This is a genomic window from Arthrobacter sp. 35/47 (genome assembly GCF_000520475.1).
In the GTDB taxonomy this organism is placed as follows: domain Bacteria; phylum Actinomycetota; class Actinomycetes; order Actinomycetales; family Micrococcaceae; genus Arthrobacter_D; species Arthrobacter_D subterraneus.
This window is the reverse complement of record NZ_KI914589.1, coordinates 32,583-57,828: the sequence shown is the minus strand read 5'-3', so window position 1 is coordinate 57,828 and position 25,246 is coordinate 32,583. Positions and strand designations below refer to the sequence as shown.

Here is a 25,246-nt window from a genome sequence, read left to right as displayed (position 1 = left end):
CCCCAGCCGCAGCAGGTTCGCGGCTTCCACGGCGGGGCTGGCGAAGACGCTCAGCGATCGAGCCCGTACCACGCGGAAATATTCCACCCACTGCGCCAGCGCAATCCCGACGTAGATGGTCCACATCTCCCCGGAAGCGAGCGCGGCGAAGATCAGCACAATGAGCAGTGCCGGCAGTGCAAGGAAAATTTCCGAGATTCCGAGCAGCAGCTGGTCCACCCACCCGCGCCGCCAGGCAGCCAGAAGACCAAGAACGACGCCGGCAATCCCCGCCGTGGTGACGCACAGTAGAGCGAGGCCCAGGGACAAGCGGGTGGCGTGGGCGAGGCGGGCAATCACGCTTCGCCCCAGGTGGTCGTTGCCAAAAGGCTCGGCCAGCGACGGCGGCCTGAGGAACTGGCTTAGGTCCTGACCCGCGTACTGCCGCCACACAAGTGGGCCGATCAGGGCGAAAAGCACCAACACCGCGAGCAGCCCGGCGGACGCCGCGCGCGTCCAGGACAGTCGTCGCCGGACCGGGCCGGACATGCCCCACAATGTGGTGGGACTGGAGGGCGCCGGCATTTCCGGTGCCTTCCCGTTTTCCTGCTGCGTGATGTTCACTGGGCCTCCCTGGTACGCGGGTCGAGAGCCAGGACGGCCAGGTCAACCAGAGTCGAAACAACGACGACGATGAGCGCCAGAGCGAGGACCGTCGCCTGCATGGAGGGAATGTCACGCCAGAAGACCGCGTGTACGAGTGCGTGTCCGAGACCGGGCGACGCGAAAAGGCTTTCCACCACCACGACCCCCTCGACCAGAATCAGGACCTGGACACCGATATAGGCAACCAGCGTGACCCCGGCGTTCCGGAGCACGTGGCGGGCCAGGACCACGTGCCGTGCCAGGCCCTTGGTACGCGCAAAGTGCACGTGCTCTGATTCCAGGACCTGTGCGACGGCGTCCCGGGTGACCCGTGCAAACAGTCCCGACAGCCCGACGGCCAGGGTGATGGCCGGAAGCACAAGATTGCTGCGCTCACCGTGTCCGGCTGCCGGCACCCAGCCAAGCTGGACGGAGAACACAATGATGAGGACCAGCCCCAGGACGAACGGGGGCAGCGCCCGGACCAGTGAGACCCAGGCGTCGGTGAGGCGGTCGACGGCGCCGCCCCGGTTCTGGGCTGCCAGCAGGCCGATGAGCATTCCTCCCGTTATCGAGAGGACCAGCGCTACAGCGGCGAGCTGCAACGTAGCCGTCAGGTGGAGGGCCAGTTCATCCGTCACGGATGCGCCGGTGACCAGGGACGTGCCGAAGTCCAGCCGCAGTGCATCCAGGATCCAACCGCCCAGTTGCTGCCAGGCTGGAGCATCGAGATTGATGTCGGCGCGTACTTCCGCGGCAGCGGAAGCGTCGACCTTGTCGTACCCGTAGCGTCCGGCGGCGATCCGGAAGGCGATGTCTCCGGGCAGGTTCTGGACGATGACGAAGCACGTGATGGTGACGGCGAGCGTGACGCCGACGGCCTGCGCTGCGCGCCGGGCAAGGACCTTTCCGGCGGCGCGCGCCAGGGAATGATCCCTGCGGGTTTCCGCCGGGTAGGGGCGGGGAGGCGAGGGTGTGGACAGGATGGGCATGGCTACTCCTTGAAGGAAATGCCGGCGAGGTTCCAGTTGCGCTCAAGCGGATCGAGAACAAAGCCTTCGACGGCGTCGTTCACGATGACGCTCTGGCGGTACCAGGACACGGGGATGACGGGGAGCTGTTCCTGCAAGGTGTCCGCGATCCGGGTGCGGGCAGTGTCCGCGGCTGCGCCGTCGTACTCTGCCTCTGTGGTGAGCCGGTCCAGTGCCGCGGTCATGTCCGGGTCGCTCCAGTTCATGGCACCCCAGTCGCCGCCACCGGCGGGGTAGTCCTTCAGCAGCGTGACGATCGGATCAGGGACCAGGGCAAAGTTGCGGGTGAAGAGCGCCATCTCCAGGGCACCGCTGGCGTGGCCCGCCGGGATCTCGCTGGAATTGTCCACCCGCACCTCGACCGTGACGCCGATTTCCCCGAGCGCGGCCTGGATGGCCGCCGCCATGGTGGGAAGCTCCGGTCGGTCAGGGAACGTGAGGAGCTCTACGGCCAACGGCTCGCCGTCCTTCTCCCGCACACCGTCCTGGCCGAGGACCCATCCGGCGTCCTCCAACAGCGCGGCGGCACGCTCAGGGTCGTGCGTCAGCGGATCAAGGCCGTCGTCGTGCCACATCTCAAGGGCCGGAGGGAACATCTGCGTCGCGGCGATGTCCGGGTCACGCAGGACGGCGGTGGCCATCGCGGGGCGATCCAGCGCCAGCGACAGGGCCTGCCGGACGCGCTCATCGGAGAGGGCGGGGTGCGCGGCGTTCAGTTTGAGCACGATGGTCCGGGGAAGCAGCGCCGACTCCACCTGCAGTCCCGGCTTCCCCTTCACCCGCTGCAGGCTGGTGGGATCCATACCGAAGACGACGTCGGCCTGCCCGCTCTCGGCCATGAGCGCGCGGTTCTCCGCCCGGCCGACACTTTCGTAGATCACTTCCTGCGCCTGGGCCGGCTCGCCGTCGTAGCCGTCGAAGGCCTCCAGTTCGATGCGGGACGGAGGGGCAACTTCAACAACCCGGTAGGGGCCGGATCCGACGACCTCGGAGACGGATCCGTCCTCGGCGTACGAGGAGGGCGCGAGGATCTGGGTGCTCGTTGCAGCCAGAACCGCTGGCAGCGGGGCGAACGGCTCCGAGAGTGAAATGAGGACGGCGCCTTCCTCCGCGCTGATCCCGGTGATGGGTGCGACGGCGATGGTGTTGGCCTCGGAAGCGCGTGCAAGTTCCAGCGCTGCCACCACGGACTCTGCGTCCACCGGAGTTCCGTCGTGGAACTGCGCTCCATCCCGCAAGGTGAAGGTCCACTGCAGTCCGTCTTCGGAAGCAGCCCACTCGGCGGCCAGGCCGGGACGCAAAGCGCCTGTTCCGTCCGCGTCGACCAGCGTCTCAGCGACCTGAAGACGGGTGAAGATGCCCTCGGCTGTGGTGGGGTCCAGGCTGTGGACTTCAAGCGGCCCGATGACGTCGAGGACGCCGTCGTCTGTCTGCGCGTCGTTTGTCCCGGCTGGATGCTGACTGCTTGCGCAGCCTGTCAGCAAGAGGGCGGAGAGGGCAACCGTGGTGGTGACTGAGAGCAGGGAAGGGCGTAGCGGCATAGGGATTCCTTGATGCGAGGGAGGGTTTGCGCCCGACGGGCACCAGAAGATTACAACTAATGATAATCATTCTCAAACTATGTAGAATCGGTGCTCGACAGTTCCCACAGCAAGGAGAAAACTATGAAAGTACGCAACTCACTGCGCGCCCTGAAGAAGGTTCCCGGAGCGCAGGTGGTCCGCCGGCGCGGCCGCACGTTTGTCATCAACAAGAAAAACCCGCGCATGAAGGCACGTCAGGGCTGAGCCGCTTCATGGACCGAAAATCCCCTTCCCGAAGCGGGAAAGACCCGGATGGGCCCGTTCTGGTGTGGTGTGCCGGCCACCGCTGTGCAGCCCTTCACAGGCTTTCAGGCGGTCAGGACCACGACGAGCAGATCCGCGCCACCATCCGTCAGACCTCCGGCGGTGTCCTCATCGAATCCAAGTGCCTCGGCCGGTGCGAGCTCGCCGGTGTCGCAGCAGTGGCGCGGCGGGACGGACGGAATGGGCGGATCGGGCCCCTCGCTTGGTTCACCGGCCTTGAAAATGGCGCATGCTTCGCTGCCCTGCTGCGTTGGATCGCCTCCGGCGGGCCCCGCGACAGGGCCGTCCCAAATCAGGGCGCACCGCCGGTCCTGGGCGAAGCCGCCTGCGGGATCACCCCACCGCCGCAGGTGCGGCGCGGGTGATGGCGGGCCGGTTTTAGGACAGCTGCTTCCGCAGCCCAGTGCGGGCGTCTTCGCACGGCAAGCGGGAAGGCACGGCGTAGTGTCCCCGAGTGGGGAGTTTCCCGACTGCACACGCCTTAAGCTGGAACGCGTGATCAACGGGACAGTACGCGCGCAGGTAGACAAAGTGTGGGACACCTTCTGGACGGGCGGCATCTCGAACCCGCTCGAGGTGATTGAACAGATCACATACCTGTTGTTCCTCAAGCGGCTGGACGACGCGCAGACGCTGGCCGAGAACCGCGCCAATCGCACGGGAAAACCGGTCACCAACCCAATTTTCCCTGACGGCACCGATCGCCGCGGACGCAGCTACCGTGACCTGCGCTGGAGCAGGTTCAAGGACTTCTCACGAGACGAGAAGTTCACCCTCTTTTCTGAGCACATCTTCCCCTTCCTGCGCGATGAACTGACTCAGCAGTCCAACGGGGAAGACTCGACCTACAGCCACCACATGAAGGACGCCCGCTTCACCATCCCGAACGCGGGCGTCCTCGAGCGGGTCATCGACATCATCGACGGCATCGACATGACCGGCCGCGATACCAAGGGCGATCTGTACGAGTACATGCTGTCCAAGATCGCCTCCGCAGGCACCAACGGTCAGTTCCGTACACCGCGCCACATCATCGACCTCATGGTTCGGATGACGGATCCGCGGCCCATGGAAACCATCTGCGACCCGGCGTCGGGCACGTGCGGATTCCTGGTCCGGGCAGCCGAGCACCTGTGGGATTCCCCTGACATGCTGACCGACCAGAGGCAGCTCGACTTCTACCACCACGAGCAGTTCCACGGGTACGACTTCGACAACACCATGCTCCGCATCGGGTCCATGAACATGCTGCTGCACGGCGTTGAGAACCCGGTGATCACCTACCGCGATTCGCTGGCCGATCTGCACTCTGCGGAAGAGGAAAAGTACAACCTGATTCTCGCGAATCCGCCCTTTGCCGGCAGCCTCGACTACGAGAACGTCGCGAAGGACCTTCTCACCCTGGTCAAGACCAAGAAAACCGAGCTGCTCTTCCTCGCGCTGTTCATCCGCCTGCTCAAGCCCGGCGGCCGCGCGGCGGTGATCGTGCCCGACGGCGTCCTCTTCGGTTCCTCCAAGGCACACAAGGATCTGCGCAAACTGCTGGTCGAGCAGCACAAGCTCGACGCCGTCGTGAAACTCCCCTCCGGCGTCTTCAAGCCCTACGCCGGGGTCTCCACAGCCATCCTCTTCTTCACCAAAACTAATTCGGGCGGCACCGATCACGTCTGGTTCTACGATGTGAAGTCCGACGGCTTCAGCCTCGACGACAAGCGCACACCCCTCGCCTCCTCTGACTTGCCCGATGTGCTGGAGCGCTACAAACAGCGCACGACGACGGAGGCTGAGCGGGCGCGAACCGACCAATCCTTCCTTGTCCCCAAACCAGAAATCGCCGAGAACGGCTACGACCTCTCCCTCAATAGATATAAGGAGGTCCAGTATGACGAGGTCGAGCACAAGGCGCCGGCGGAGATCATCGCGGAGCTTGAGTTGCTCGAGAAGGAAATCGTGGACGGCATGGCGGAGCTGAAGGATCTGCTGAAGTGAATCCGCTTTTCGTGGAACTTTCGGCTCTCATGGTCTCTCGCGGTGGCTCGGTCGACCCGAGAAAGCACCCCAACGAAACCTTCGAGCTGCTCAGCATTCCTGCACATGATCGCGGCTTGCCTGATGTTGTGGCGGGAGAATCGATCGGCTCCACAAAGCAGGTGGTTCAACCCGGGGATGTGTTGCTTTCGAAGATCGTTCCCCACATCAGAAGGGCATGGGTCGTTCCACCGAGGAACTCACATCGCCAGATTGCCTCGGGCGAGTGGATAGTCTTCAGGAACGAGCAAATTTACGGCCCCTACTTTCGGCAGTTGCTAGTCAGCGACGCTTTCAACAGTCAATTTATGCAGACGGTTGCGGGAGTCGGTGGCTCGCTGCTTCGAGCAAGACCGGCCCACGTGGCCAAGATCAAAGTTCCCCTTCCGCCCCTTAACGAGCAGCGGCGCATCGCGGCGATCCTGGACAAGGCCGATGAGCTCCGAGCGAAACGCCGCGAGGCCCTCGCCCACCTCGACACCCTCACCCAATCGATTTTCGACGGCATGTTTCACCACACCGTAAGCGACCCGGGCGGTACATCGGGGACAACACCGCTTCGAGACCTATGCCTGGGACCGGGCGCCTACGGTGTTGGCTTGTCGGCTACGGCCTATGATCCGGCCAAGCCCCGATATATACGCATTACCGACATTGGAGAGGACGGGCGCCTACATTCCGATATGAAGTCCCCAACGGGTGTGAGCAAAGATTGGGATAAGGGCCGGATCGCACCGGGAGACCTGCTTTTTGCGCGGTCTGGAGCTACGGTCGGCAAAACCTACCTCTGTCGTCGAGAAGACGACGGGGCTGTATTCGCGGGTTACTTAATTCGGTTTCAGCCAGATCCGGAGAGGCTGAACCCACTTTTCGCCTACGAGTTCACCCGTTCCGCTCTGTACCGGTCATGGGTTCTATCCCAGCAGAGAGCGGTGGCACAACCGAACATTAACGCAAAACAATATGGGGAGGCGTTGCGGTTGCCGGTGCCACCCCTAGACCTCCAGAACGAGTTCGCAACCCGCGTTACCGCCGTCGAACGCTTGAAGGACCATCACCGCGCCCAGCTCGCGCAGCTTGACACCCTTTTCGCCTCCCTCCAGCACCGTGCGTTCAAAGGAGAACTCTGATGACCAAGCCAGTAACTGATTCAGAGACGACCGAGGTCCCCATCTGGCCCGCCCTTCTGGCTCCGGTCCTTGAGGTCCTCTCCGACGGCAAGCGTTATCACCGACGAGAATTGTTCAGCCGAGCGGCCGACGTCGCTGGTTTGAGTGAGACTGCTCGATCCGAACGGCTCAAGAAAGGGAACCTTCGGTACGAGCAGCGGATGGGGTGGGTACTCAGCCACCTCATGAGAGCTGGACTACTCGACCGCCCTACGCGTGGCGAATACGAAATTAACGACGCTGGTCGTGTCTGGCATGCCGAGCACCCCAACGGAATGGACTATTCGCAGGCTCACGCGTACTTCGCGCCGTTCTGGCCGAAAACAGTTAAGGCATCATCTGGCCCGACCCAGCAACCCACCGAGACCCTGATCGAGGACCTTGACCCGGTTGAGCAGATTGAGAACAGCGTGGACAAGATCCATGCAAAGGTCGGCGACGAGTTGCTTCAGCGTCTAAGGGACAGTCACCCCGCATCTTTCGAACAGACTGTCGTCGACCTCCTCCTCAAGATGGGTTACGGCGGCGCCGAGCAACGCGGCAAACGTATCGGGGGAACGGGTGACGGCGGCGTCGACGGTGTCATTGACCAGGACGCCCTCGGGCTTGACCAGATCTATATCCAGGCCAAGCGTTACAAGTTGGGAAGCAACGTTGGCCGGGAGACCATCCAGGCATTTGTCGGTGCGTTGCATGGTGCGGGCGCATCCCGTGGCGTCTTCATCACGACGAGCAGCTTCACCGACCACGCGCGCACCTACGCCGCGGGCATCCCGTCCCGCGTGATCCTGATCGACAGCGTCCGCCTGGTGAACCTCATGATCAAGTACAGGGTCGGCGTTCAGGTGAAGCAGACCTACGACGTCGTGGACCTGGACGAGGACTACTTCGAGTAGAGCTATTTGCGAATATTTCGAATACAATGATGGCCTAGCTGAAAGGTAGTGCCATGAGTCGCGCCACAGCCTCACCCGACCGCCATACCTATCTGTCCGACAACCTAAATCTCGCGGAAGTTATGAGCTTCCGAGACGCGCTGCAAAAAAGAGGAAGAGCAGCACCGGAAGATAAGCCGCGACTGGTAGCCGCAGATGGAACACCAACTCCCATGCCTCAAGCCGTCTTCGATGCATTGACGCAGATCGTCGACGCGCTGTCGAAAGGGCAGGGCGTCAGTGTTGTGCCCATGGACGCCATGCTTACAACGCAGCAGGCAGCTGACTACCTCGGCATATCAAGGCCTACGCTGATCAAACTGCTTGAGAGCGGCGCAATCTCATTCGAACTGGTTGGGCGACACCGCCGTATCCGCTTGCGAGACCTCGTCGAGTATCAGGATGATCTCAGAAAGAAGCGCCGACGTGCACTACGAGATCTTTCGTCTGAGGCCGTCCGGGAGGGATTCTTCGATCCAGATGCAGACGCACCGGTGAAGACCCGCTGACCGATGACATTCCCGGTCCTCCTCGACACCTGCGCACTATTCGGCATCACGCTCAGTGACCTCATATTGCGGCTTGCCGAGAGGGGAACCTTCCGCCCGCTCTGGTCCGAAACGATTCTTCAGGAGCTTCACCGTAATCTCGTGAGCCAGCGGGGTCTGTCTCAGGAGCAGGCATCACGGCGGGTGGATGCAATGCGCGAGTACTTTCCTGACGCCTTGGTCTCTGGTTTCGAGCAACTCGAAAGAACCCTCACGTGTGACCCAAAGGACGCGCACGTTCTAGCTGCCGGCATACGCTCAAACGCTTCGATTCTAGTGACCTTCAATCTCAGCGACTTCCCCGCGTCGTCAGTTGAGCCGTTCGACATCGTAGTTATCCACCCCGATCACTTCCTGCTCGACCAACTGGACTTGTTCGAGGAAGAAGTGATGGCGGCCCTGGAGGAAATGGTGAGTCACTATGACTCGCCTCCCATTACGCTCGACACACTTCTGGAGGGCCTTAAGAAAGCAGGTGTGTCTGAGTTTGCGGAGGCCGTTCGGGAGGTCGTCAATCGATATGACTCATCATCCGACCACCCTCACGACCATTGATCCGGTAGTCTGCACAAGGAATCAGCAAAGGGGCACTGATGGGGGACGCAGCTCAGGTACAGAGCAACTTCGCGTTCCTGCACGCCGAGTGGCCGGACATCGCCGCCGAGGCGCGCAACGCTGAACGCTTCGCGGGCATCGACCCGCGCACCTCACTCCTCTACTGCCGCCGCACCCTCGAATTCACGCTGCAGTGGATCTTCACGGCGGATACGTCGCTGAACCAGCCGTACAAAGACGACATCAACGGCATGCTCAACGAGCCGACCTTCAAGCGGTTGGCGGGAGAGCGCCTCCTCGACAAAATGCACGCCGTCCGGAAGATCTCCAACAAGGCTGTCCACACCAACGTCCCGGTCAGCGTCCAGATCTCCGAGACCATCCTGCGCGAGCTTTTCCAGACCTGCTTCTGGCTGGCCCACCACTACTCGCGCACGGAGGAAAACCGGCCGCAACCCGGACTGCAGTTCGACGCCGCCCTGCTCAGTCCGCAGCACCGCACCCTGCCCGCGCCCCCGAAACCAGGCGCACCAAAGCCCGGCCCCGCCGTCGTCGTGCCCAAGACCGCGGAGCAAGTGGCGGCGCTGGCAAAGGAACTGGAAGAACGCGACCGCAAACTCGCCGTCGCCGCCCAGCAGCAGGCGAGCCTCGAAGACGAGCTGAAGGAACTGCGGGAGCAGATCCAGCGCGTCACCCAGCAGCGCCGGCACGAGCCGGACCCCCATGACTACAACGAAGGCATCACCAGAACCGACCTGATCGACCCGCAACTACAGTGGGCCGGCTGGGATGTGAACGCGCCGGACGTGCGCGAATTCCCCGTCGACACCATGCCCACCGCGGCAGGTCCTCTCACCGGTAAGGGCGCCGCCGACTACGTGCTCTGGGGCGCCAACGGCCTGCCGCTCGCCGTCGTCGAAGCCAAGCGCACCAGCAAGGACCCCCACAATGGACGGCAACAGGCTCGACTCTATGCTGACTGCATGGAGCGGCGTTACGGGCAGCGGCCGATCATCTACTTCACCAACGGCTACCAGACCTATATCTGGGACGACGCCTTCTACGCCGAACGGAAGATCCAGGGCTTCCACACCCGCGACCAACTGCAGCTCATGGTGGACCGCCGCAGTACACGGAAGCCGCTTGCGGAAGCCATCATCGACAACGCGATCGTCGAGCGCGACTACCAGCACGCCGCCATCCGCGCAGTGACGCAGGCCTTCGAGAAGGACGCCGAGCGGCGGGCCCTGGTGGTCATGGCCACCGGAACCGGGAAAACGCGGACGGTCATTGCCCTGGCTGACCTGCTCATGAAAGCCAACTGGGTGAAGCGGGTCCTCTTCCTCGCCGATCGGGTTGCCCTCGTCGATCAGGCTGCGAAGGCGTTCAAGACCCACCTGCCCGGCTCAGCCCCGGAAATCCTCGGCCGGGACAAGGTCGCTGACAGCCGCATCCACCTGGCGACCTACCCCACGATGATGAACCTCATCGATGAAACGGTGGGCGACGGAAAGGTCAACCGCGAGCGCTACGGCATCGGGCACTACGACCTCATCATCGTGGACGAGGCGCACCGCTCGGTCTACCAAAAGTACAAGGCGATCTTCGACTACTTCGACTCGTTCCTGATTGGCCTCACGGCCACCCCGACCGACGACGTCGACCGCAACACCTTCGCCCTGTTCAACATCGAGGACAACGTTCCCACCTTTGCGTACGAGCTGAACCGCGCCATCGAAGAGGGCTGGCTGGTCCCGCCGCGCATCGTGGAGGTGCCGCTCAAGTTCCCTTACGAGGGCATCCGCTATGAGGACCTGAGCGAGCAGGAAAAGGACGAGTGGGACTCGCAGGAATGGGACGACGACGGCGAGATCCCCGACGAGGTGGACCGCGCCGTCGTCAATAAGTGGCTCTTCAATCAGGACACGGTGGATAAGGCCCTGCAGGTGCTGATGGAGCGCGGGCACCGGGTCGCCGGTGGCGACCGGATCGGTAAAACCATCATCTTCGCCCGCAATAATGATCATGCCCGCTTCATCGAGCAGCGGTTCAACGCCAACTACCCGGCAGCAAAAGGTGAGATGGCACAGGTCATCACGTACGACGTGAACTACGCCTCCACGCTGATCGAATCCTTCGGCCGGACCGAGGGGAAGCCGGACATTGCCATCTCCGTGGACATGCTGGACACCGGAATCGATGTGCCTCAGGTGGTCAATCTGGTCTTCTTCAAGCTGGTGCGCTCCAAGACCAAATTCTGGCAGATGGTCGGACGCGGAACGCGCCTCTCCCCCGATCTGTACGGGCCGGACCTGCACAAGCAGGACTTCCTGATCTTCGACCTCTGCAGGAACGCCGAGTTCTTCAACGCCGGGCTCGCACTTTCTGAGGGGCAGCTGGCCAAGCCGTTGGCGCAGCGCACCTTCATCACACGGGTCCAGTTACTGCAGGCACTCCAGTCAAGCGAGTACGACGGCGACTACCTGGCGAATCTCCGCCAGTCTCTGCACGTAGTGGTGAAAGACCTCCCGCGGGAGAACTTCCGGGTACGGCCACGGCTTGAGCACGTGGACCGTTTTGTGCGCCCGGAGAACTGGGAGCACCTCGATCCGCACGATATCGAGGTGCTGGAGTCCCAACTAAGCGACCTCGCCACGATTGCACCGCCGCCCGATACGGAGGAGGCGAAGCGTTTCGACCAGCTCATGCTGACCGCACAGTTGGTCCTCCTCACCGAACCAGGCAGGCTCGGCCCCCTGCAGAGGAAAGTCATGGAGATTGCTTCTGCCCTCCAGGATCAGCCGACCATCCCTGCCATCGCTGCCCAGCTGGGCATCATCGAGGATGTACTGAGCCCCCTCCACTGGGAGGCGGCCACCCCGTTGTGGCTGGAGGAGATCCGCCGCAAGCTCCGATCGCTCGTTCACCTCATTGAGAAGAAACGGCGGAAAGTCGTCTACACCGACTTCGAGGACGTCCTCGGTGAGGTTCGTGAGGTGGAGCTTCCCGACGTCGTCGCGCCGGTCGACATGGCACGGTACAGCGAGAAGGTGCGCATCTACCTCGCGGACAAGATGGACCACGCCACTATCCAGCGTCTCCGCCGGAACCGGCCGCTCACCGAGCTGGACCTGCGGGAGCTGGAACGCCTCCTGCTCGAAAGCGGTGCCGGCTCCCGGGAGGATCTTGACCGTGCCGCCTCCGAGGGTTTGGGTTACTTCGTCCGCTCCCTGGTCGGACTGGAACCGGAGGCTGTGAAGGAAGCGATGGCCGAGTTCATCGCCGGAACCACGCTCACGGCGGCACAGCTCGACTTCGTGAACATGATCGTCCAGCACCTCACACGGAACGGCGTGATGGAGGTGGGCCAGCTGTACGAATCACCCTTCAACAGCCTCGCACCCGCCGGTCCCGAGCAGCTATTCCGTGAAGAGGACCTTGATGCCCTCGATGGCGTGCTGCGGGGATTCCGGGAGACGACACGGGCGAGCTGACCGCGCCGCGTCGCGACCCGCAGCTCCCGGCCGCCCTCGCCCTAAGCGCCTGGCTTCTCCACGAGGATCCCATCCGGGTCCGCGTACACCCTGGCCCCGGGCGCGAACACCACACCACCGATGGTGACGGGAACATCGACCTCGCCGGATCCGTTCTTGGTGCTCTTGCGCGGGTTGCTGCCGAGCGCCTTGATACCGAGCTGCAGATCGGTGAGGACGGCGCGGTCGCGGATGGCGCCGTTGATGATGACGCCGCTCCAGCCGTTCTCGATGGCGATCGTCGCGATCATGTCCCCCATCAGCGCCCGCTCAAGTGATCCGCCGCCGTCGACCACCAGCACCGCTCCCGCTCCGGGGGTTGAGAGCACCGACTTGAGCAGCGCATTGTCCTCATGACACTTAACAGTGCGCACCGGTCCGTTGAACGCCCGGACCCCTCCCAGATCCTGGAACTGGAGCGGAACTGACTGGAGATCGTAGCCATGCTCGTCGTACAGGTCTGCCGTCGCGGTGGTCATCGTACCCGCACCTCAGCCCGCATCCCGGCAAAGAACGCGCCGAGTTCAGCGCTAGCCGTCAGCGGCAGCACATTGGCCACATACTGGTCCGGACGGACAACGACGACGACGCCGCCCCGGTCCAGCCCGCGCAGCTCGAAAATGTCCTCGGCCGGGTTAACACCGAAGACCTTCTCGAGGTAGTTCAGCCGGAAGGGCCCAACCTGCGGTTTGAAGACCGCCGGCACCGCGTTGATGTCGATGCTCTTGTGATCCTGCTGGTAGATCACCTTGACGTCGAACCACGCGTCAAGGTCCGCACCTTCGGGCGTTGCCGCCAGCGGCGACTCCGCCGAGTTCGCCAGCCACTCGGCAAAATCGGCGACCTTCGACGGGTTGCCCGGCAACGGCTCATCGGCGAACACGTAGATCCGCCAGCGTCCGTCCGCCGTCGCATGGTGGCCGAGGTGAAGCGGGTTGGTGTTGCAGACCCGGACAACCGGCGCGGATTTGAAGCGCTTGCCGATCGGGAATCCGGCGGCGAGGTCCTGGTGGGTTGCCTCCCCCACGATCATCGACGGCGAGTATTCGGTCATGAACCCGGCGGGGAACTCCATGGTGCGCACGTAGAAGTTCTCGAGTTCCGTGGGGTCCTCGAACTCCTCGGGTTTCTTGGCCATGAGAGTGGACCACTGCTTGTCGAAGTCGATGAGGTTCTTGGCAACCACCTGGCGCTCCGCGGAGTAGGTGGATAGCAGGCTTTCCGGGCTGCGCCCCTCCAGGACGTGACCCAGCTTCCAGGCGATGTTGAAGCCGTCCTGCATGGACACGTTCATGCCCTGGCCGGCCTTGGCGCTGTGCGTGTGGCAGGCGTCGCCGGTGATGAACACGCGCGGGGTGCGGGTTCCGAGCTCCTCCGGAAGGACGTCGTCGAACCTGTCGGTCAGCCGGTGCCCCACCTCATACACGCTGCTCCAGGCGACGTTGCGTACGTCGAGGGTATAGGGCGCGAGGATGGCGTTGGCCTTCTCGATGATTTCCTCGATGGTGGTGCTGCGGATATCGCCCTTGGTATGAGCTGTGACCTCACCCAGGTCCACATACATCCGGAACAGGTGGCCGCCCTCCCGTGGAATGAGCAGGATGCTGCCCCCGTGGCCGGACTGGATGGCGCACTTCAGCCGGATGTCCGGAAAATCGGTGACGGCCAGGACATCCATGACGCCCCAGGCATGGTTGGCCGCATCACCGGCAAGTGTGCAACCGATGGCCTTGCGCACCCTGCTGCGGGCACCATCCGCACCGATCACGTACTTCGCGCGGACGGTCCGTTCCTGGCCCTCAAGCGGCCCGGCGGTGTGCAGCAGGGTGACGTTGATCGGGTAATCACCCCCGCCGGTGACCTCAAGGCCCTGGAACTCCAGCCCGTAGTCCGGCTTCATGCGGGTGGGTGCGTTCGCCGCGAACTCCGCAAAGTAGTCCAGAACGCGGGCCTGGTTGACGATGAGGTGCGGGAATTCGCTGATGCCGGTCGGGTCGTCGTCGGGACGGGCGGTCCGGATGATGCGGGAGGGGTCTGCCGGGTCCGGCTTCCAGAAGGCCATCTCGGTAATGCGGTAGGCCTCGGCGATGATGCGCTCGGCGAACCCGAACGCCTGGAAGGTCTCAACGCTGCGGGCCTGGATGCCGTCCGCCTGCCCGATGGCCAGCCTGCCCGGCCGCCGCTCCACGAGGCGGGTGGTGATCGTCGGGAACTGGGACAGCTGCGCGGCGGCGAGCATGCCTGCCGGCCCGCTGCCCACAATCAGGACGTCGACTTCCTCGGGCAGCTCTTCGGGCCGGTTGAGTCCGACGCCGGCTGCCGGCTGAACCCGAGGGTCACCGGATACATAGCCGTGATGGTGGAACTGCACGGGCTTCCTCACTCACTTCTTTGTGGACTTGGATCCTGGACCACCACTGCGTGTGCGTAATCGAGTGGCGGTGCCAGAACTGTATGACGGCCCCGATGCGGAAACAACACCGTTTCGCGGCGCCCCGGGAGGGGGTTGACGTGCTCCACTTCACAGGCAATACTCATCGTATACGATTTCGTACTTGAAAAGTAGCCCTTCATCCCAGCTGTACGAGGAGGCCCCGGAATGACCATCGAGTCCCAGATGCCGGAAGCCGGCACGGATCTGCTTGCCCGGACCCGCAAGGTCATCGCCGTCCATATCAACTACCCGAGCCGCGCCGCCCAGCGCGGCCGCACTCCGCAGCAGCCCTCCTACTTCCTCAAGCCGCCGTCGTCGCTCGCGCTGGGCTCTGCCGAGAATCCAGGCGCCGTCGAGCGGCCGCTCGGCTGTGAACTGCTGGGTTACGAGGGAGAAATCGCTCTCATCATCGGCAAACCGGCGCGCAGGGTCAGCCTCGACGAGGCGTGGGGCCACGTCGCGTGGGTGACGGCCAGCAACGACCTCGGGGTCTACGATCTCCGCTACGCAGACAAGGGCTCCAACGTCCGCTCGAAGGGCGGCGACGGGTTCACGCCGGTCGGCCCGCAGCTGATCCCGGCCGGCGACGTGGACCCCGCCGCGATGCGGATCCAGACCTGGCACAACGGTGACCTGGTCCAGGACGACACCACCGAAGACCTCCTCTTCCCCTTCACCCAGCTCGTCGCCGACCTGTCCCAGCTCCTCACCCTCGAGGAAGGGGACATGATCCTCACCGGCACCCCGGCCGGCGCGTCCGTGGCCCAGCCGGGCGACGTCGTCGAAATCGAGGTCACCGCGGGCGGCTATAGCACCGGCCGCCTGACCACCCGCGTGGTGGAAGGAATAGAGCCGTTCGCCGACTTCGGTGCGCAGCCCAGGGCCGACGACGCACAGCGTGAGGAGGCCTACGGTTCACGTGAAGCCGCCGGCCTGGAACCGGCCAGAGAGGCCCTGCCGCCCGAGCTGAAGAAGAAGCTCGAAAGCGTCGCTACCGCAACCCTCTCCTCCCAGCTGCGCAAGCGCGGCCTCAACAACGTGAGCATCGACGGCCTGCAGGCCACCCGCCTGGACCGGCGGGTGGTGGGCCTGGCGCGCACCCTGCGCTACGTCCCCAACCGCGAGGATCTTTTCAAGACCCACGGCGGTGGCTTCAACGCGCAGAAGCGCGCCATCGATTCAGTGAACGACGGCGAAATCATCGTCATGGAGGCACGCGGCGAGAAGGGCACGGGCACAGTGGGCGACGTCCTCGCGCTGCGTGCGCAGGTACGCGGTGCCGCCGCCATCGTTACCGACGGCGGAGTCCGCGACTACACGGCCGTCGCGGACCTCGACATGCCCACCTACTTCTCCAATCCGCACCCTGCCGTGCTGGGGCGCCGGCACATCCCCTGGGATACGGACATCACTATTGCGTGCGGCGGTGCCACCGTACAGCCCGGCGACATCATCGTGGCCGACGCCGACGGCATCCTGGTGATCCCGCCGGCGCTGGCTGAGGAGCTCGCGGATGACTGCATCGAACAGGAGAAGGAAGAGACCTTCATCTTCGAGATGGTGAAGCAGGGACACAGCGTGGACGGGCTCTTCCCGATGAACGCCGACTGGAAGGCGAAGTACCGCGAGTGGGCGGCCAGCGCGGAAGGCGGCTCCGGTGGTTGATATCGCCTTCGGGCCATCCGTCGTCGTTCAGACTGCTGGCGAGATAAAGCCCGGCAGCAAGTCCGAGCAGGCCTACACCTCCATCAAGGCGCGCATTGTCGAGGGGACGTTCTCCCCCGGATACCGCCTCGTACTCGTGAAGATCGCCGAGGATCTCGGCTTCAGCGTGGTGCCCGTACGGGAAGCCATCCGGCGTCTGGAAGCCGAAGGGCTTGTGAAGTTCGAGCGCAACGTCGGGGCAACGGTCTCCGGGATCGACCCGACGGAGTACCTCTATACGATGCAGACGCTCAGCATTGTGGAGGGCGCGGCCACTGCGCTGTCGGCCCCGCTGATTGACGCCACGGCGATCGCCCGGGCGCGCGCCGTCAACGAGGAGATGCGCGAGTGCCTGGACCACTTCGACCCGGTCCGCTTCACCGCGCTCAACCAGGATTTCCACAGCGTCCTCTTTGAACACTGCCCCAATCCGCACATTCTCGACCTCGTGCACCGCGGCTGGAACCGGCTGGCGTCGCTGCGATCCTCCACCTTCCGGTTTGTCCCGGGGCGCGCACGCGAATCCGTCCGTGAACACGAGGACCTGCTCCAGCTCATTGAGTCGCAGGCCGGCGCCGACACCATTGAACACGCGGCACGCCGGCACCGCGCCGCAACCCTCGACGCCTACCTCGCGCAGGCATCCGCCATTCCCGAACCACTCCCGAACCGTCAGGAAGAGAACCAATGACGTCCACTGTCCCTGAAACCCATTACGTCCCGCAGGACCTGCCCGCGCACATCCAGCACTACATCAACGGCGAATTCGTCGACTCCGTGAGCGGCAAGACCTTCGACGTCCTGGACCCGGTGTCCAACAACAACTACGCCACCGCGGCAGCCGGCCAGAAAGAGGACATCGACCTCGCCGTCGCCGCCGCCCTTGAGGCGTTCACCAACGGACCGTGGCCGAAGATGAAGCCCCGCGAGCGCGCCCGCGTCCTGAACAGGATTGCCGACGCCGTCGAGGCCCAGGAATCCCGGCTCGCGGAACTCGAAACCTTCGACACCGGCCTGCCCATCACCCAGGCCAAGGGCCAGGCCCTGCGCGCGGCGGAGAACTTCCGGTTCTTCGCGGACCTCATCGTCGCCCAGTTCGACGACGCCATGAAGGTCCCCGGCTCCCAGATCAACTACGTGAACCGCAAGCCCATCGGCGTGGCCGGGCTGATCACCCCGTGGAACACCCCGTTCATGCTCGAGTCCTGGAAGCTGGCCCCTGCACTGGCCACCGGCAACACCGTGGTCCTCAAACCTGCCGAGTTCACGCCCCTCTCCGCGTCCCTGTGGGCGCAGATCTTCAAGGACGCAGGACTCCCCGACGGCGTGTTCAACCTCGTCAACGGCCTCGGCGAAGAAGCGGGCGACGCCCTGGTGAAGCACCCGGACGTTCCGCTGATCTCCTTCACCGGCGAGACCACCACCGGGCAGACGATCTTCCGCAACGCCGCCGCCAACCTCAAGGGCCTCTCGATGGAGCTCGGCGGCAAGTCACCCTGCGTGGTGTTTGCCGACGCGGACCTCGACGCCGCCATTGACTCCGCGCTCTTCGGCGTCTTCTCCCTCAACGGCGAGCGCTGCACCGCCGGTTCACGCATCCTCGTGGAACGGGCGATCTACGACGAGTTCTGCGAGCGCTACGCCGCCCGCGCGAAGACCATCGTCGTCGGCGATCCGCATGATCCCAAGACGCAGGTCGGCGCACTGGTGCACCCCGAGCACTACCAGAAGGTCGCCTCCTACGTGGAGATCGGCAAGTCCGAGGGCCGGCTCCTCGCCGGCGGCGGCCGCCCCGACCACCTCCCGGAAGGCAACTACATCGCGCCGACCGTGTTTGCCGACGTCGCGCCCGAGGCACGGATCTTCCAGGAGGAGATCTTCGGCCCCGTTGTCGCCATTACCCCGTTTGAGAACGACGACGAAGCGCTGGCTCTCGCGAACAACACCCGGTACGGCCTGGCGGCCTACATCTGGACCCAGAACCTGACCCGCGCGCACAACTTCGCCCAGAACGTGGAGGCCGGCATGGTCTGGCTCAACAGCCACAACGTCCGTGACCTCCGCACCCCGTTCGGTGGGGTGAAGGCGTCGGGCCTGGGCCATGAGGGCGGGTACCGCTCGATCGACTTCTACACCGACCAGCAGGCCGTTCACATCGCTCTCGGCGCCGTACACACCCCGAAGTTCGGCAGCGTCGACGACGCCGCCCGCACCGAGGGCTGACAACTTCCCCGCTCCCTTCTCAAGGAAGAGAAAACCATGACTGATTTTGTCCCCACCCCTACCCTCCCCGCTCCGGACATTGTCCGCTGCGCGTACATGGAGATTGTAGTCACCGACCTCGCCAAGTCGCGCGAGTTCTACGTCGACGTCCTCGGCCTGCACGTCACCGAGGAAGACGAGAACAACATCTACCTGCGCCCCCTGGAAGAGTTCATCCACCACAATCTGGTGCTGCGCAAGGGGCCGATCGCCGCCGTCGCTGCCTTCGCGTACCGGGTGAAGTCGCCTGCCGAGGTGGACGCCGCCGAGGCGTACTACAAGGAACTGGGCTGCCGTACCGAACGCCGGAAGGAAGGCTTCACCAAGGGCATCGGTGATTCAGTCCGCGTCGAGGACCCGCTGGGCTTCCCCTACGAGTTCTTCTACGAGGTGGAGCACGTGGAGCGGCTCACCCAGCGCTACGACCTCTACTCCGCAGGCGAGCTGGTGCGCCTGGACCACTTCAACCAGGTCACCCCCGACGTGCCCCGTGGCCGGAAATACCTGGAGGACCTGGGCTTCCGGGTCTCGGAAGACATCCAGGATTCCGACGGCGTCACCTACGCCGCGTGGATGCACCGCAAGCAGACGGTGCATGACACCGCCCTGACCGGCGGCAACGGCCCGCGCATGCACCACGTCGCGTTCGCCACCCATGAGAAGCACAACATCATCCAGATCTGCGACAAGATGGGCGCGCTGCGCATCAGCGACCGCATTGAGCGCGGCCCGGGACGCCACGGTGTGTCCAACGCGTTCTACCTGTACATTCTGGACCCGGACGGCCACCGCATCGAGATCTACACCCAGGACTACTACACGGGTGATCCGGACAACCCCACCATCACCTGGGACGTCCACGACAACCAGCGCCGCGACTGGTGGGGGAACCCTGTTGTTCCCTCCTGGTATACGGAGGCCTCGCTGGTGCTGGACCTCGACGGCAACCCGCAGCCGGTCATCGAGCGCGAGGAGAAGAGCGAAATGGCCGTCACGGTCGGCGCTGACGGGTTCTCCTATACCCGCAAATCCGACGACGGCGGCGCGCAGCAGGGTTTCAAGCTGGGAGCACAGCTGTAGCCATGCTGGACGACGCGACGATAGAGGCCATTGCCGACGAACTCGTGGAAGCCGGGCGCAGCCGTACCCCGGTTCCCCGGCTGACCGCACGCTACCCGGACATGACGGTGGAAGATTCCTACGCCGTCCAGCAGCTGTGGCGCCGCCGCAACGAGGAAGCCGGGCGGACCCTGGTGGGCCGCAAGATCGGCCTCACCTCCAAGGCGATGCAGGCGGCCACCGGCATCACCGAGCCGGACTACGGAGCCATCTTCGACGACATGGTGCTGGAAACCGGCTGCTCGGTGGAGTGGGAAAAGTACACGCATCCCCGGGTCGAGGTGGAACTGGCGTTCGTCCTGAAGTCCGCACTCAAGGGTCCGGGCTGCAGCATCTTCGATGTCCTGAACGCCACAGACTATGTGGTCCCGGCCCTGGAGATCCTCGATTCCCGGATCGAGATGGAAGGCCGGACCATCGTGGACACCATCTCCGACAACGCCGCGATGGGCGCGATGGTGGTGGGCGGCCGTCCGGTGAAACCCGACGCCGTGGACCTCCGCTGGGTCTCCGCCATCCTCTACAAGAACCAGACCGTTGAGGAGACCGGCGTGGCAGCCGGTGTGCTGGACCATCCGGCCAACGGTGTGCACTGGCTGGTCAACAAGATCGCCGCGCACGGCGATAACCTGAAGGCCGGTGACATTATTCTCGCCGGCTCGTTCACCCGGCCCCTCTGGGTGCACAGGGGCGACACCATCCACGCCGACTACGGACCCCTAGGAGCTGTCACATGCCACTTCCACTAGGCCCCACCTTCCGTGAAGCGCTGGCTTCATCAGACCGTCCGCTCGCAGGCATGTGGGTGTGCTCGGCGAGTCCGTTGATCGCCGAGCTGTGTGCAGGTTCCGGCCTGGACGTGCTCCTGGTGGACGCGGAGCACAGCCCCAACGGTCTCGAATCGGTTCTGGCCCAGGTCCAGGCGATCCACGGCTACCCCATCCACACCATGGTCCGGCTGCCCGTCAATGACACGGTGCTGATCAAGCAGTACCTGGACCTCGGGGTGCAGAACCTGCTGATCCCGATGGTCCATTCCGTCGCCGACGCCGAGGCTGCGGTGGCCGCCACCCGGTATCCGCCGGAGGGCGTGCGCGGGGTCGGCTCGGCGCTGGCCCGCGCGGCCCGGTGGAACCGGGTTCCCGACTACCCCGCGCGCGCCGGCGAAACAATCAGCGTGACGGTGCAAATCGAATCCGCAACAGCGGTCGAGGCCGTCGAGGACATCCTTAAGGTCGACGGGGTGGACGCCATCTTCATGGGACCCGCCGACCTCGCCGCGTCGATGGGCCTCCTGGGCCAGCAGGAGCATCCGAAGGTGCGTGCCGCCGTCGAACACTGCCTTGAGGCTGCCGTGCGGGCCGGCGTACCGGCGGGCGTGAACGCCTTCAACCCCGACACCGCGCAGCACTACCTGGACAAGGGGGCCCGGTTTGTCTTTGTGGGCGCGGACGTCCTGTTGCTGGCCCGCGGGTCGGAAGCCCTCGCCGCCCGGTTCATTCCCGCAACCCACGACGACGACGGCGCCACTACCCACGACGGCGACGGCGATCACACTACCCACGACGACGGCGGCAACTTCCGGCCCAGCTACTGACCCCATTTTCCCCGAACTTTCGGGCACCTCTGGCGGCTTCCGGGCGCCCGGAGTCACCGGACGTGCCCGAAAGTTCCGTCCGGCTAGCCGCGTTCCTTCAGCTCCGGGACCGGGGTCAGCGGCGGGCGCCCGTCGAGTACGGCAAGGATGTTGTCGACGGCGTGATCGACCATCCGCGCCCGGGTTGCCTCCGTCGCGGAGCCCACATGCGGCAGCGCGGCGATACGCGGATGCGTCAGCACGGGATGCTTTGGGTCCCGGAGCGGCTCGACGTCGAAAACGTCCAACCCCGCGGAGTGGATTTCACCGTCGTCGAGCGCCCGGAGCAGCGCCTCGGTGTCCACCACCGGTCCGCGCGCGGTGTTGATGAGCGTCGCGGTGGGTTTCATGAGGGCCAGTTCCGCAGCCCCGATCAGGTGCCGGGTCTCGGGGGTCAGCGGCACGTGCAGCGAGACAATGTCGGAGCGTTCCAGCAGCTCACGCCATTCGACGGCGGTCGACAGGTCCGTGGTGCCCGTGCGTGAGAGGCTGTGAAGCACCGTCATGCCGAATCCCGCCGCCCGCCGGGCAACCGCCTGCGCAATCTGCCCATAACCCGCCAACCCCAGAGTGGCTCCCGTGACGTCGAGGCCCAGGTGCTCGTCGAACCGCGCGCGTTTCCAGCGCCCCTCGTGGAGGTCCCTGGCGGCCGGGAACAGGAGGCGCCGCGCCAGGAGCATCAGGGCAAAGGTGGTGTCCGCCGTCGTTTCGTGGAGAACGTCGGGCGCGTTGGTGATCATCACCCCGGCCTCGAGCGCAGCACCGACGTCGACGGCGTCATAGCCGGCGCTGGGCAGGGCGACAATCCGCACGCTCCCCCTCACCGCCTCCAGGAACTCCCGGTCCACCTTCGCGTAGGGGGCCAGCACCGCATCGGCTCCCCGGGCGAGGTCCCGGAGCGCAACACCTGCGGCGGGCACGTCATCGTCATCCGGCCAGAGGACGACGTCGGCATGCTTCCGCAGCCGGTCGAGGCCCCCGCCCGGGAGGGATGAGCGCGTGACCGCCACCAGCGGCCGGTTTCCGGAACCGCTCATCAGGCGCTGAGGTCCTGCATCACCTTGTAGAGGTCGCTCTTCCCTTCGAACCCGATGCCCGGAAGGTCAGGCATCGTGATGTAGCCGTTCTCCACGGCCACGCCGTCCGGGAACCCGCCGAAGGGCTGGAACAGATCGGGATAGGACTCGTTGCCGCCAAGGCCCAGACCGGCCGCGATGTTCAGTGACATTTGGTGGCCGCCGTGCGGGATACAGCGGGACGCGGACCAGCCGTTCTCTTCGAGCATGGACAGGGTCCGCAGGTACTCCACCAGGCCGTAGCTGAGAGCGCAGTCGAACTGGAGCCAGTCCTTGTCCGGACGGAGGCCGCCGTAACGGATGAGGTTGCGGGCGTCCTGCATGGAGAACAGGTTCTCGCCGGTGGCCAGCGGTTTCGCGTAGACGGCGGCGACGTCGGCCTGCGCCTCGTAGTCCAGCGGGTCCACGGGTTCCTCGTACCAGAAGAGGTCATAGGCGGAGAGCGCTTCGGCGTATTCGATGGCGGTCTTGCGGTCGAACCGGCCGTTGGCGTCCACGGCAAGGCTCTGGCCGGGGCCGAGCATGTCGAGCACCGCCTCGATGCGCTGGAGGTCTTCGGCCAGCGGTGCGCCGCCGATTTTCGCCTTGACCGTGGTGTAGCCGCGGTCCAGGTAGCTCTGCATCTCGTCCCGCAGGCCCTGGATGCCGCGGCCGGGCTGGTAGTACCCGCCGGCGGCGTAGACAAACACCTTGTTGTCGGGTTGATTGTTCCCGTACCGCTCAGCGAGCAGCCGGAAGAGCGGCTTGCCCTCGATCTTGGCCACGGCATCCCAGATGGCCATGTCCAGGGTTCCGACGGCGACCGAACGCTCGCCGTGCCCGCCCGGCTTCTCATTGGCCATCATCACGTCCCAGATGAGCGACGGGTCAAGGTTGTCACCGGTCTCATCGAGCAGGTCTTCGGGGCGGGCCTCCATGATCCGGGGAACGATGCGCTCGCGCATAAGTGAACCCTGGCCGTACCTGCCGTTGGAGTTGAAGCCGTATCCGACAACCGGCTTTCCGTCCCGTTCAACGTCGGTGATCACGGCGACCAGGCTGAGCGTCATCTTCGTGAAGTCGATGAACGCGTTCCGGATGGAGGAACTGATCGGCAGGGTTTCTTCGCGGATCTCGACAATTCTCATTTTTCTGCTCCTGCAGGGCTGAGGGATTCGAAGGCGGTCACCAGGGCATCGGACACCTCGTCCGTGGTTGCGGTTCCGCCGAGGTCTGGGGTGCGGATGTCGGTCTCCGTGAGGACGTGTTCCATGGCGGCGATCAGATCCCGCCCGGCGTCCTCGTGGCCGAGGTGGTCCAGCATCATGGACGCCGCCCACACCTGGCCCAGGGGGTTGGCCTTGCCCTGCCCCGCGATGTCCGGAGCGGAGCCGTGAACCGGCTCGAACATCGACGGAAACTCCTTCTCCGGGTTCAGGTTGGCCGACGGCGCGATGCCGATGCTGCCGATGATCGCGGCTCCCAGGTCGGTGAGGATGTCACCGAAGAGGTTGGAGGCAACGACGACGTCGAAGCGCGCCGGATCGAGGACAAACAGCGCCGCGAGGGCGTCGATGTGGTACTCCGACACGGTGAGGTTCGGGTGGTCCTTGGCGAGGTCCCGCAGGATCTCGTCCCAGAACGGCATGGTGTGGATGATGCCGTTGGACTTGGTTGCCGAGGCGAGCTGGCCCTTGCGCTGCTCCGCGAGGTTGATGGCGTAATTCATCGCCCGCTCGACGCCGAACCGGGTGAAAATGGATTCCTGGATGGCCATCTCCTGCGGCATTCCGCGGTAGAGCCGTCCGCCGCTCTCGGAGTACTCGCCCTCGTTGTTCTCGCGGACCACCAGGAAGTCGATGCCTCCGGCCGGCACCTTCCGCAACGGGCTCTCGATGCCCGCGAGCAGGCGGACCGGCCGGAGGTTGATGTACTGGCGGAACGCCCGCCGGATGGGAATGAGCAGGCCCCAGAGAGAGACGTGGTCCGGTACTCCCGGGAAGCCCACTGCGCCCAGGAAAATCTGGTCGCATTCGGCGAGCTGTTCGATGCCGTCCTCCGGCATCATCCGGCCGGTCCGGGAGTAGTATTCGCAGCCCCACTCGAGCTCCTGCCAGTCGAAGCTGAAGCCGTAGCGCGTTCCGGCGAGTTCGAGGAGTTTCTGCGCCGGCGGCATCACCTCGGTGCCGATCCCGTCACCCGGGATGACGGCAATGCGGTAGCTGGGACTTGTCATGTACGTTCCTTTGATCGATCGGTGGTTTAGAGGGAGAGTTCCGGCAGGCTGACGAAGAGGACCTGGGTGAACGCGAGGTAGAACAGCACCACCACCACAACGGCCACGCCGAAATCGAGGAGCACGTTCTTCCAGGTGGGGCGGGAGGTGCGCATCATCACGGCGACCAGGGTGAAGAACAGGATACCGCCGTAGAGGTACCCGAGGATGGGCAGCGATGCCACCCAGGCAACCAGCAGAATGAGAGCCCGTCCCAGATCCTTGTAACCGAGCCGGCCGGTGTCATGCCAGCCGGTTTCACGGTTGCGCCACAGCACGCCGCGCGCCGCCAGCATCACACCGAGCATGCTCAGTGCAACCAGGACAGCATCCGGGAAGATCCCGCCGTATTCACTTGAGTACGACCGCTGGACCCAGAAAATCAGGCACACGACGAGGACGACGGCGCCGCCAATGATGTTTCCCATGATCAGTCGCCCTCCCCGGTGTCGGGACGTTGCGAGGCGGGAACGGCAGCCTGGCCGCCCGCC

At 64.5% G+C, this 25,246-nt stretch carries 22 protein-coding genes; 13 read left to right on the top strand and 9 right to left on the bottom strand.

Features of this window, described 5'->3' with window-relative positions:
* The 3 genes from X803_RS21390 to X803_RS18090 form a co-directional block, all read right to left on the bottom strand.
* The coding region (locus X803_RS21390) for an ABC transporter permease (RefSeq protein WP_216699031.1) at positions 1–603 on the bottom strand (603 nt) is incomplete at its 3' end.
* A complete protein-coding gene (locus X803_RS0105775) occupies positions 600–1,616 on the bottom strand; it encodes an ABC transporter permease (protein WP_084033450.1) in 1,017 nt (338 codons plus the stop codon). The genes X803_RS21390 and X803_RS0105775, both read right to left, overlap by 4 nt.
* Positions 1,617–1,618: 2 nt before the next feature.
* Positions 1,619–3,196, bottom strand: a complete 1,578-nt coding sequence (locus X803_RS18090; RefSeq protein WP_084033448.1) for an ABC transporter substrate-binding protein — start codon at positions 3,194–3,196, stop codon at positions 1,619–1,621.
* Between the two features lie 123 nt (positions 3,197–3,319).
* Between X803_RS18090 and ykgO the strand changes: the two genes are divergently transcribed.
* The 7 genes from ykgO (at position 3,320) to X803_RS0105730 (ending at position 12,231) form a co-directional block, all read left to right on the top strand.
* Complete coding sequence (ykgO, locus tag X803_RS0105765; RefSeq protein WP_026544400.1) at positions 3,320–3,442, top strand: type B 50S ribosomal protein L36; 123 nt, start codon at positions 3,320–3,322, stop codon at positions 3,440–3,442.
* 555 nt (positions 3,443–3,997) lie between these two features.
* Positions 3,998–5,491, top strand: a complete 1,494-nt coding sequence (locus X803_RS0105755) for a type I restriction-modification system subunit M (protein ID WP_026544398.1) — start codon at positions 3,998–4,000, stop codon at positions 5,489–5,491.
* A complete protein-coding gene (locus tag X803_RS0105750) occupies positions 5,488–6,660 on the top strand; it encodes a restriction endonuclease subunit S (RefSeq protein ID WP_026544397.1) in 1,173 nt (390 codons plus the stop codon). Before X803_RS0105755 ends, X803_RS0105750 begins: the two co-directional genes overlap by 4 nt.
* On the top strand, positions 6,660–7,595 hold the full coding sequence (locus X803_RS0105745; RefSeq protein ID WP_026544396.1) for a restriction endonuclease: 936 nt from the start codon (positions 6,660–6,662) through the stop codon (positions 7,593–7,595). The genes X803_RS0105750 and X803_RS0105745 overlap by 1 nt, the downstream gene beginning before the upstream one ends.
* 53 nt (positions 7,596–7,648) lie before the next feature.
* Positions 7,649–8,143, top strand: coding sequence for a helix-turn-helix domain-containing protein (locus X803_RS0105740; protein ID WP_026544395.1), 495 nt, complete (start codon positions 7,649–7,651; stop codon positions 8,141–8,143).
* Between the two features lie 3 nt (positions 8,144–8,146).
* Positions 8,147–8,737 (top strand): PIN domain-containing protein, encoded by a 591-nt coding sequence (locus tag X803_RS0105735; protein ID WP_026544394.1) that lies wholly within the window; start codon positions 8,147–8,149, stop codon positions 8,735–8,737.
* A 38-nt stretch (positions 8,738–8,775) separates the two neighbouring features.
* Positions 8,776–12,231 carry a DEAD/DEAH box helicase family protein gene (locus X803_RS0105730; protein WP_035778080.1) on the top strand — a complete coding sequence of 1,152 codons (3,456 nt, stop codon included), beginning with the start codon at positions 8,776–8,778 and terminating at the stop codon, positions 12,229–12,231.
* 41 nt (positions 12,232–12,272) lie between these two features.
* On the opposite strand, the gene rraA is transcribed toward X803_RS0105730, so the two are convergent.
* Complete coding sequence (gene rraA / locus X803_RS0105725; protein ID WP_026544392.1) at positions 12,273–12,749, bottom strand: ribonuclease E activity regulator RraA; 477 nt, start codon at positions 12,747–12,749, stop codon at positions 12,273–12,275.
* Complete coding sequence (locus tag X803_RS0105720) at positions 12,746–14,641, bottom strand: FAD-binding monooxygenase (protein WP_026544391.1); 1,896 nt, start codon at positions 14,639–14,641, stop codon at positions 12,746–12,748. Before X803_RS0105720 ends, rraA begins: the two co-directional genes overlap by 4 nt.
* Positions 14,642–14,869: 228 nt before the next feature.
* On the opposite strand from X803_RS0105720, the gene X803_RS0105715 reads away from it, so the two are divergent.
* From X803_RS0105715 to X803_RS18085, 6 genes are read left to right on the top strand one after another with little or no spacing between them, the layout of a single operon-like run.
* Complete coding sequence (locus X803_RS0105715) at positions 14,870–16,369, top strand: fumarylacetoacetate hydrolase family protein (protein ID WP_026544390.1); 1,500 nt, start codon at positions 14,870–14,872, stop codon at positions 16,367–16,369.
* Between the two features lies 1 nt (position 16,370).
* A complete protein-coding gene (locus tag X803_RS0105710) occupies positions 16,371–17,099 on the top strand; it encodes a GntR family transcriptional regulator (RefSeq protein WP_035778099.1) in 729 nt (242 codons plus the stop codon).
* Positions 17,096–18,631 (top strand): 5-carboxymethyl-2-hydroxymuconate semialdehyde dehydrogenase, encoded by a 1,536-nt coding sequence (gene hpaE, locus X803_RS0105705; protein WP_026544388.1) that lies wholly within the window; start codon positions 17,096–17,098, stop codon positions 18,629–18,631. Before X803_RS0105710 ends, hpaE begins: the two co-directional genes overlap by 4 nt.
* A 36-nt stretch (positions 18,632–18,667) precedes the next feature.
* On the top strand, positions 18,668–19,750 hold the full coding sequence (gene hpaD / locus X803_RS0105700; protein WP_026544387.1) for a 3,4-dihydroxyphenylacetate 2,3-dioxygenase: 1,083 nt from the start codon (positions 18,668–18,670) through the stop codon (positions 19,748–19,750).
* 2 nt (positions 19,751–19,752) lie between these two features.
* The gene (gene hpaH / locus X803_RS0105695) at positions 19,753–20,538 is read left to right on the top strand and encodes a 2-oxo-hept-4-ene-1,7-dioate hydratase (RefSeq protein ID WP_026544386.1); all 786 of its coding nucleotides are present in this window, start codon (positions 19,753–19,755) and stop codon (positions 20,536–20,538) included.
* Entirely contained in the window at positions 20,523–21,386 is an 864-nt protein-coding gene (locus tag X803_RS18085) for an HpcH/HpaI aldolase family protein (RefSeq protein WP_173400900.1), read from the top strand. Before hpaH ends, X803_RS18085 begins: the two co-directional genes overlap by 16 nt.
* 83 nt (positions 21,387–21,469) lie before the next feature.
* Here X803_RS18085 and X803_RS0105685 read toward each other — a convergent pair whose 3' ends face one another.
* From X803_RS0105685 to X803_RS0105670, 4 genes are read right to left on the bottom strand one after another with little or no spacing between them, the layout of a single operon-like run.
* Entirely contained in the window at positions 21,470–22,462 is a 993-nt protein-coding gene (locus X803_RS0105685; protein WP_026544385.1) for a 2-hydroxyacid dehydrogenase, read from the bottom strand.
* Complete coding sequence (locus tag X803_RS0105680) at positions 22,462–23,628, bottom strand: mandelate racemase/muconate lactonizing enzyme family protein (RefSeq protein WP_026544384.1); 1,167 nt, start codon at positions 23,626–23,628, stop codon at positions 22,462–22,464. The genes X803_RS0105685 and X803_RS0105680 overlap by 1 nt, the downstream gene beginning before the upstream one ends.
* Positions 23,625–24,716, bottom strand: coding sequence for a tartrate dehydrogenase (locus tag X803_RS0105675; protein ID WP_026544383.1), 1,092 nt, complete (start codon positions 24,714–24,716; stop codon positions 23,625–23,627). Before X803_RS0105675 ends, X803_RS0105680 begins: the two co-directional genes overlap by 4 nt.
* A gap of 26 nt (positions 24,717–24,742) precedes the next feature.
* Positions 24,743–25,183 carry a tripartite tricarboxylate transporter TctB family protein gene (locus tag X803_RS0105670; protein WP_026544382.1) on the bottom strand — a complete coding sequence of 147 codons (441 nt, stop codon included), beginning with the start codon at positions 25,181–25,183 and terminating at the stop codon, positions 24,743–24,745.
* Between the last annotated feature and the right edge of the window lie 63 nt (positions 25,184–25,246).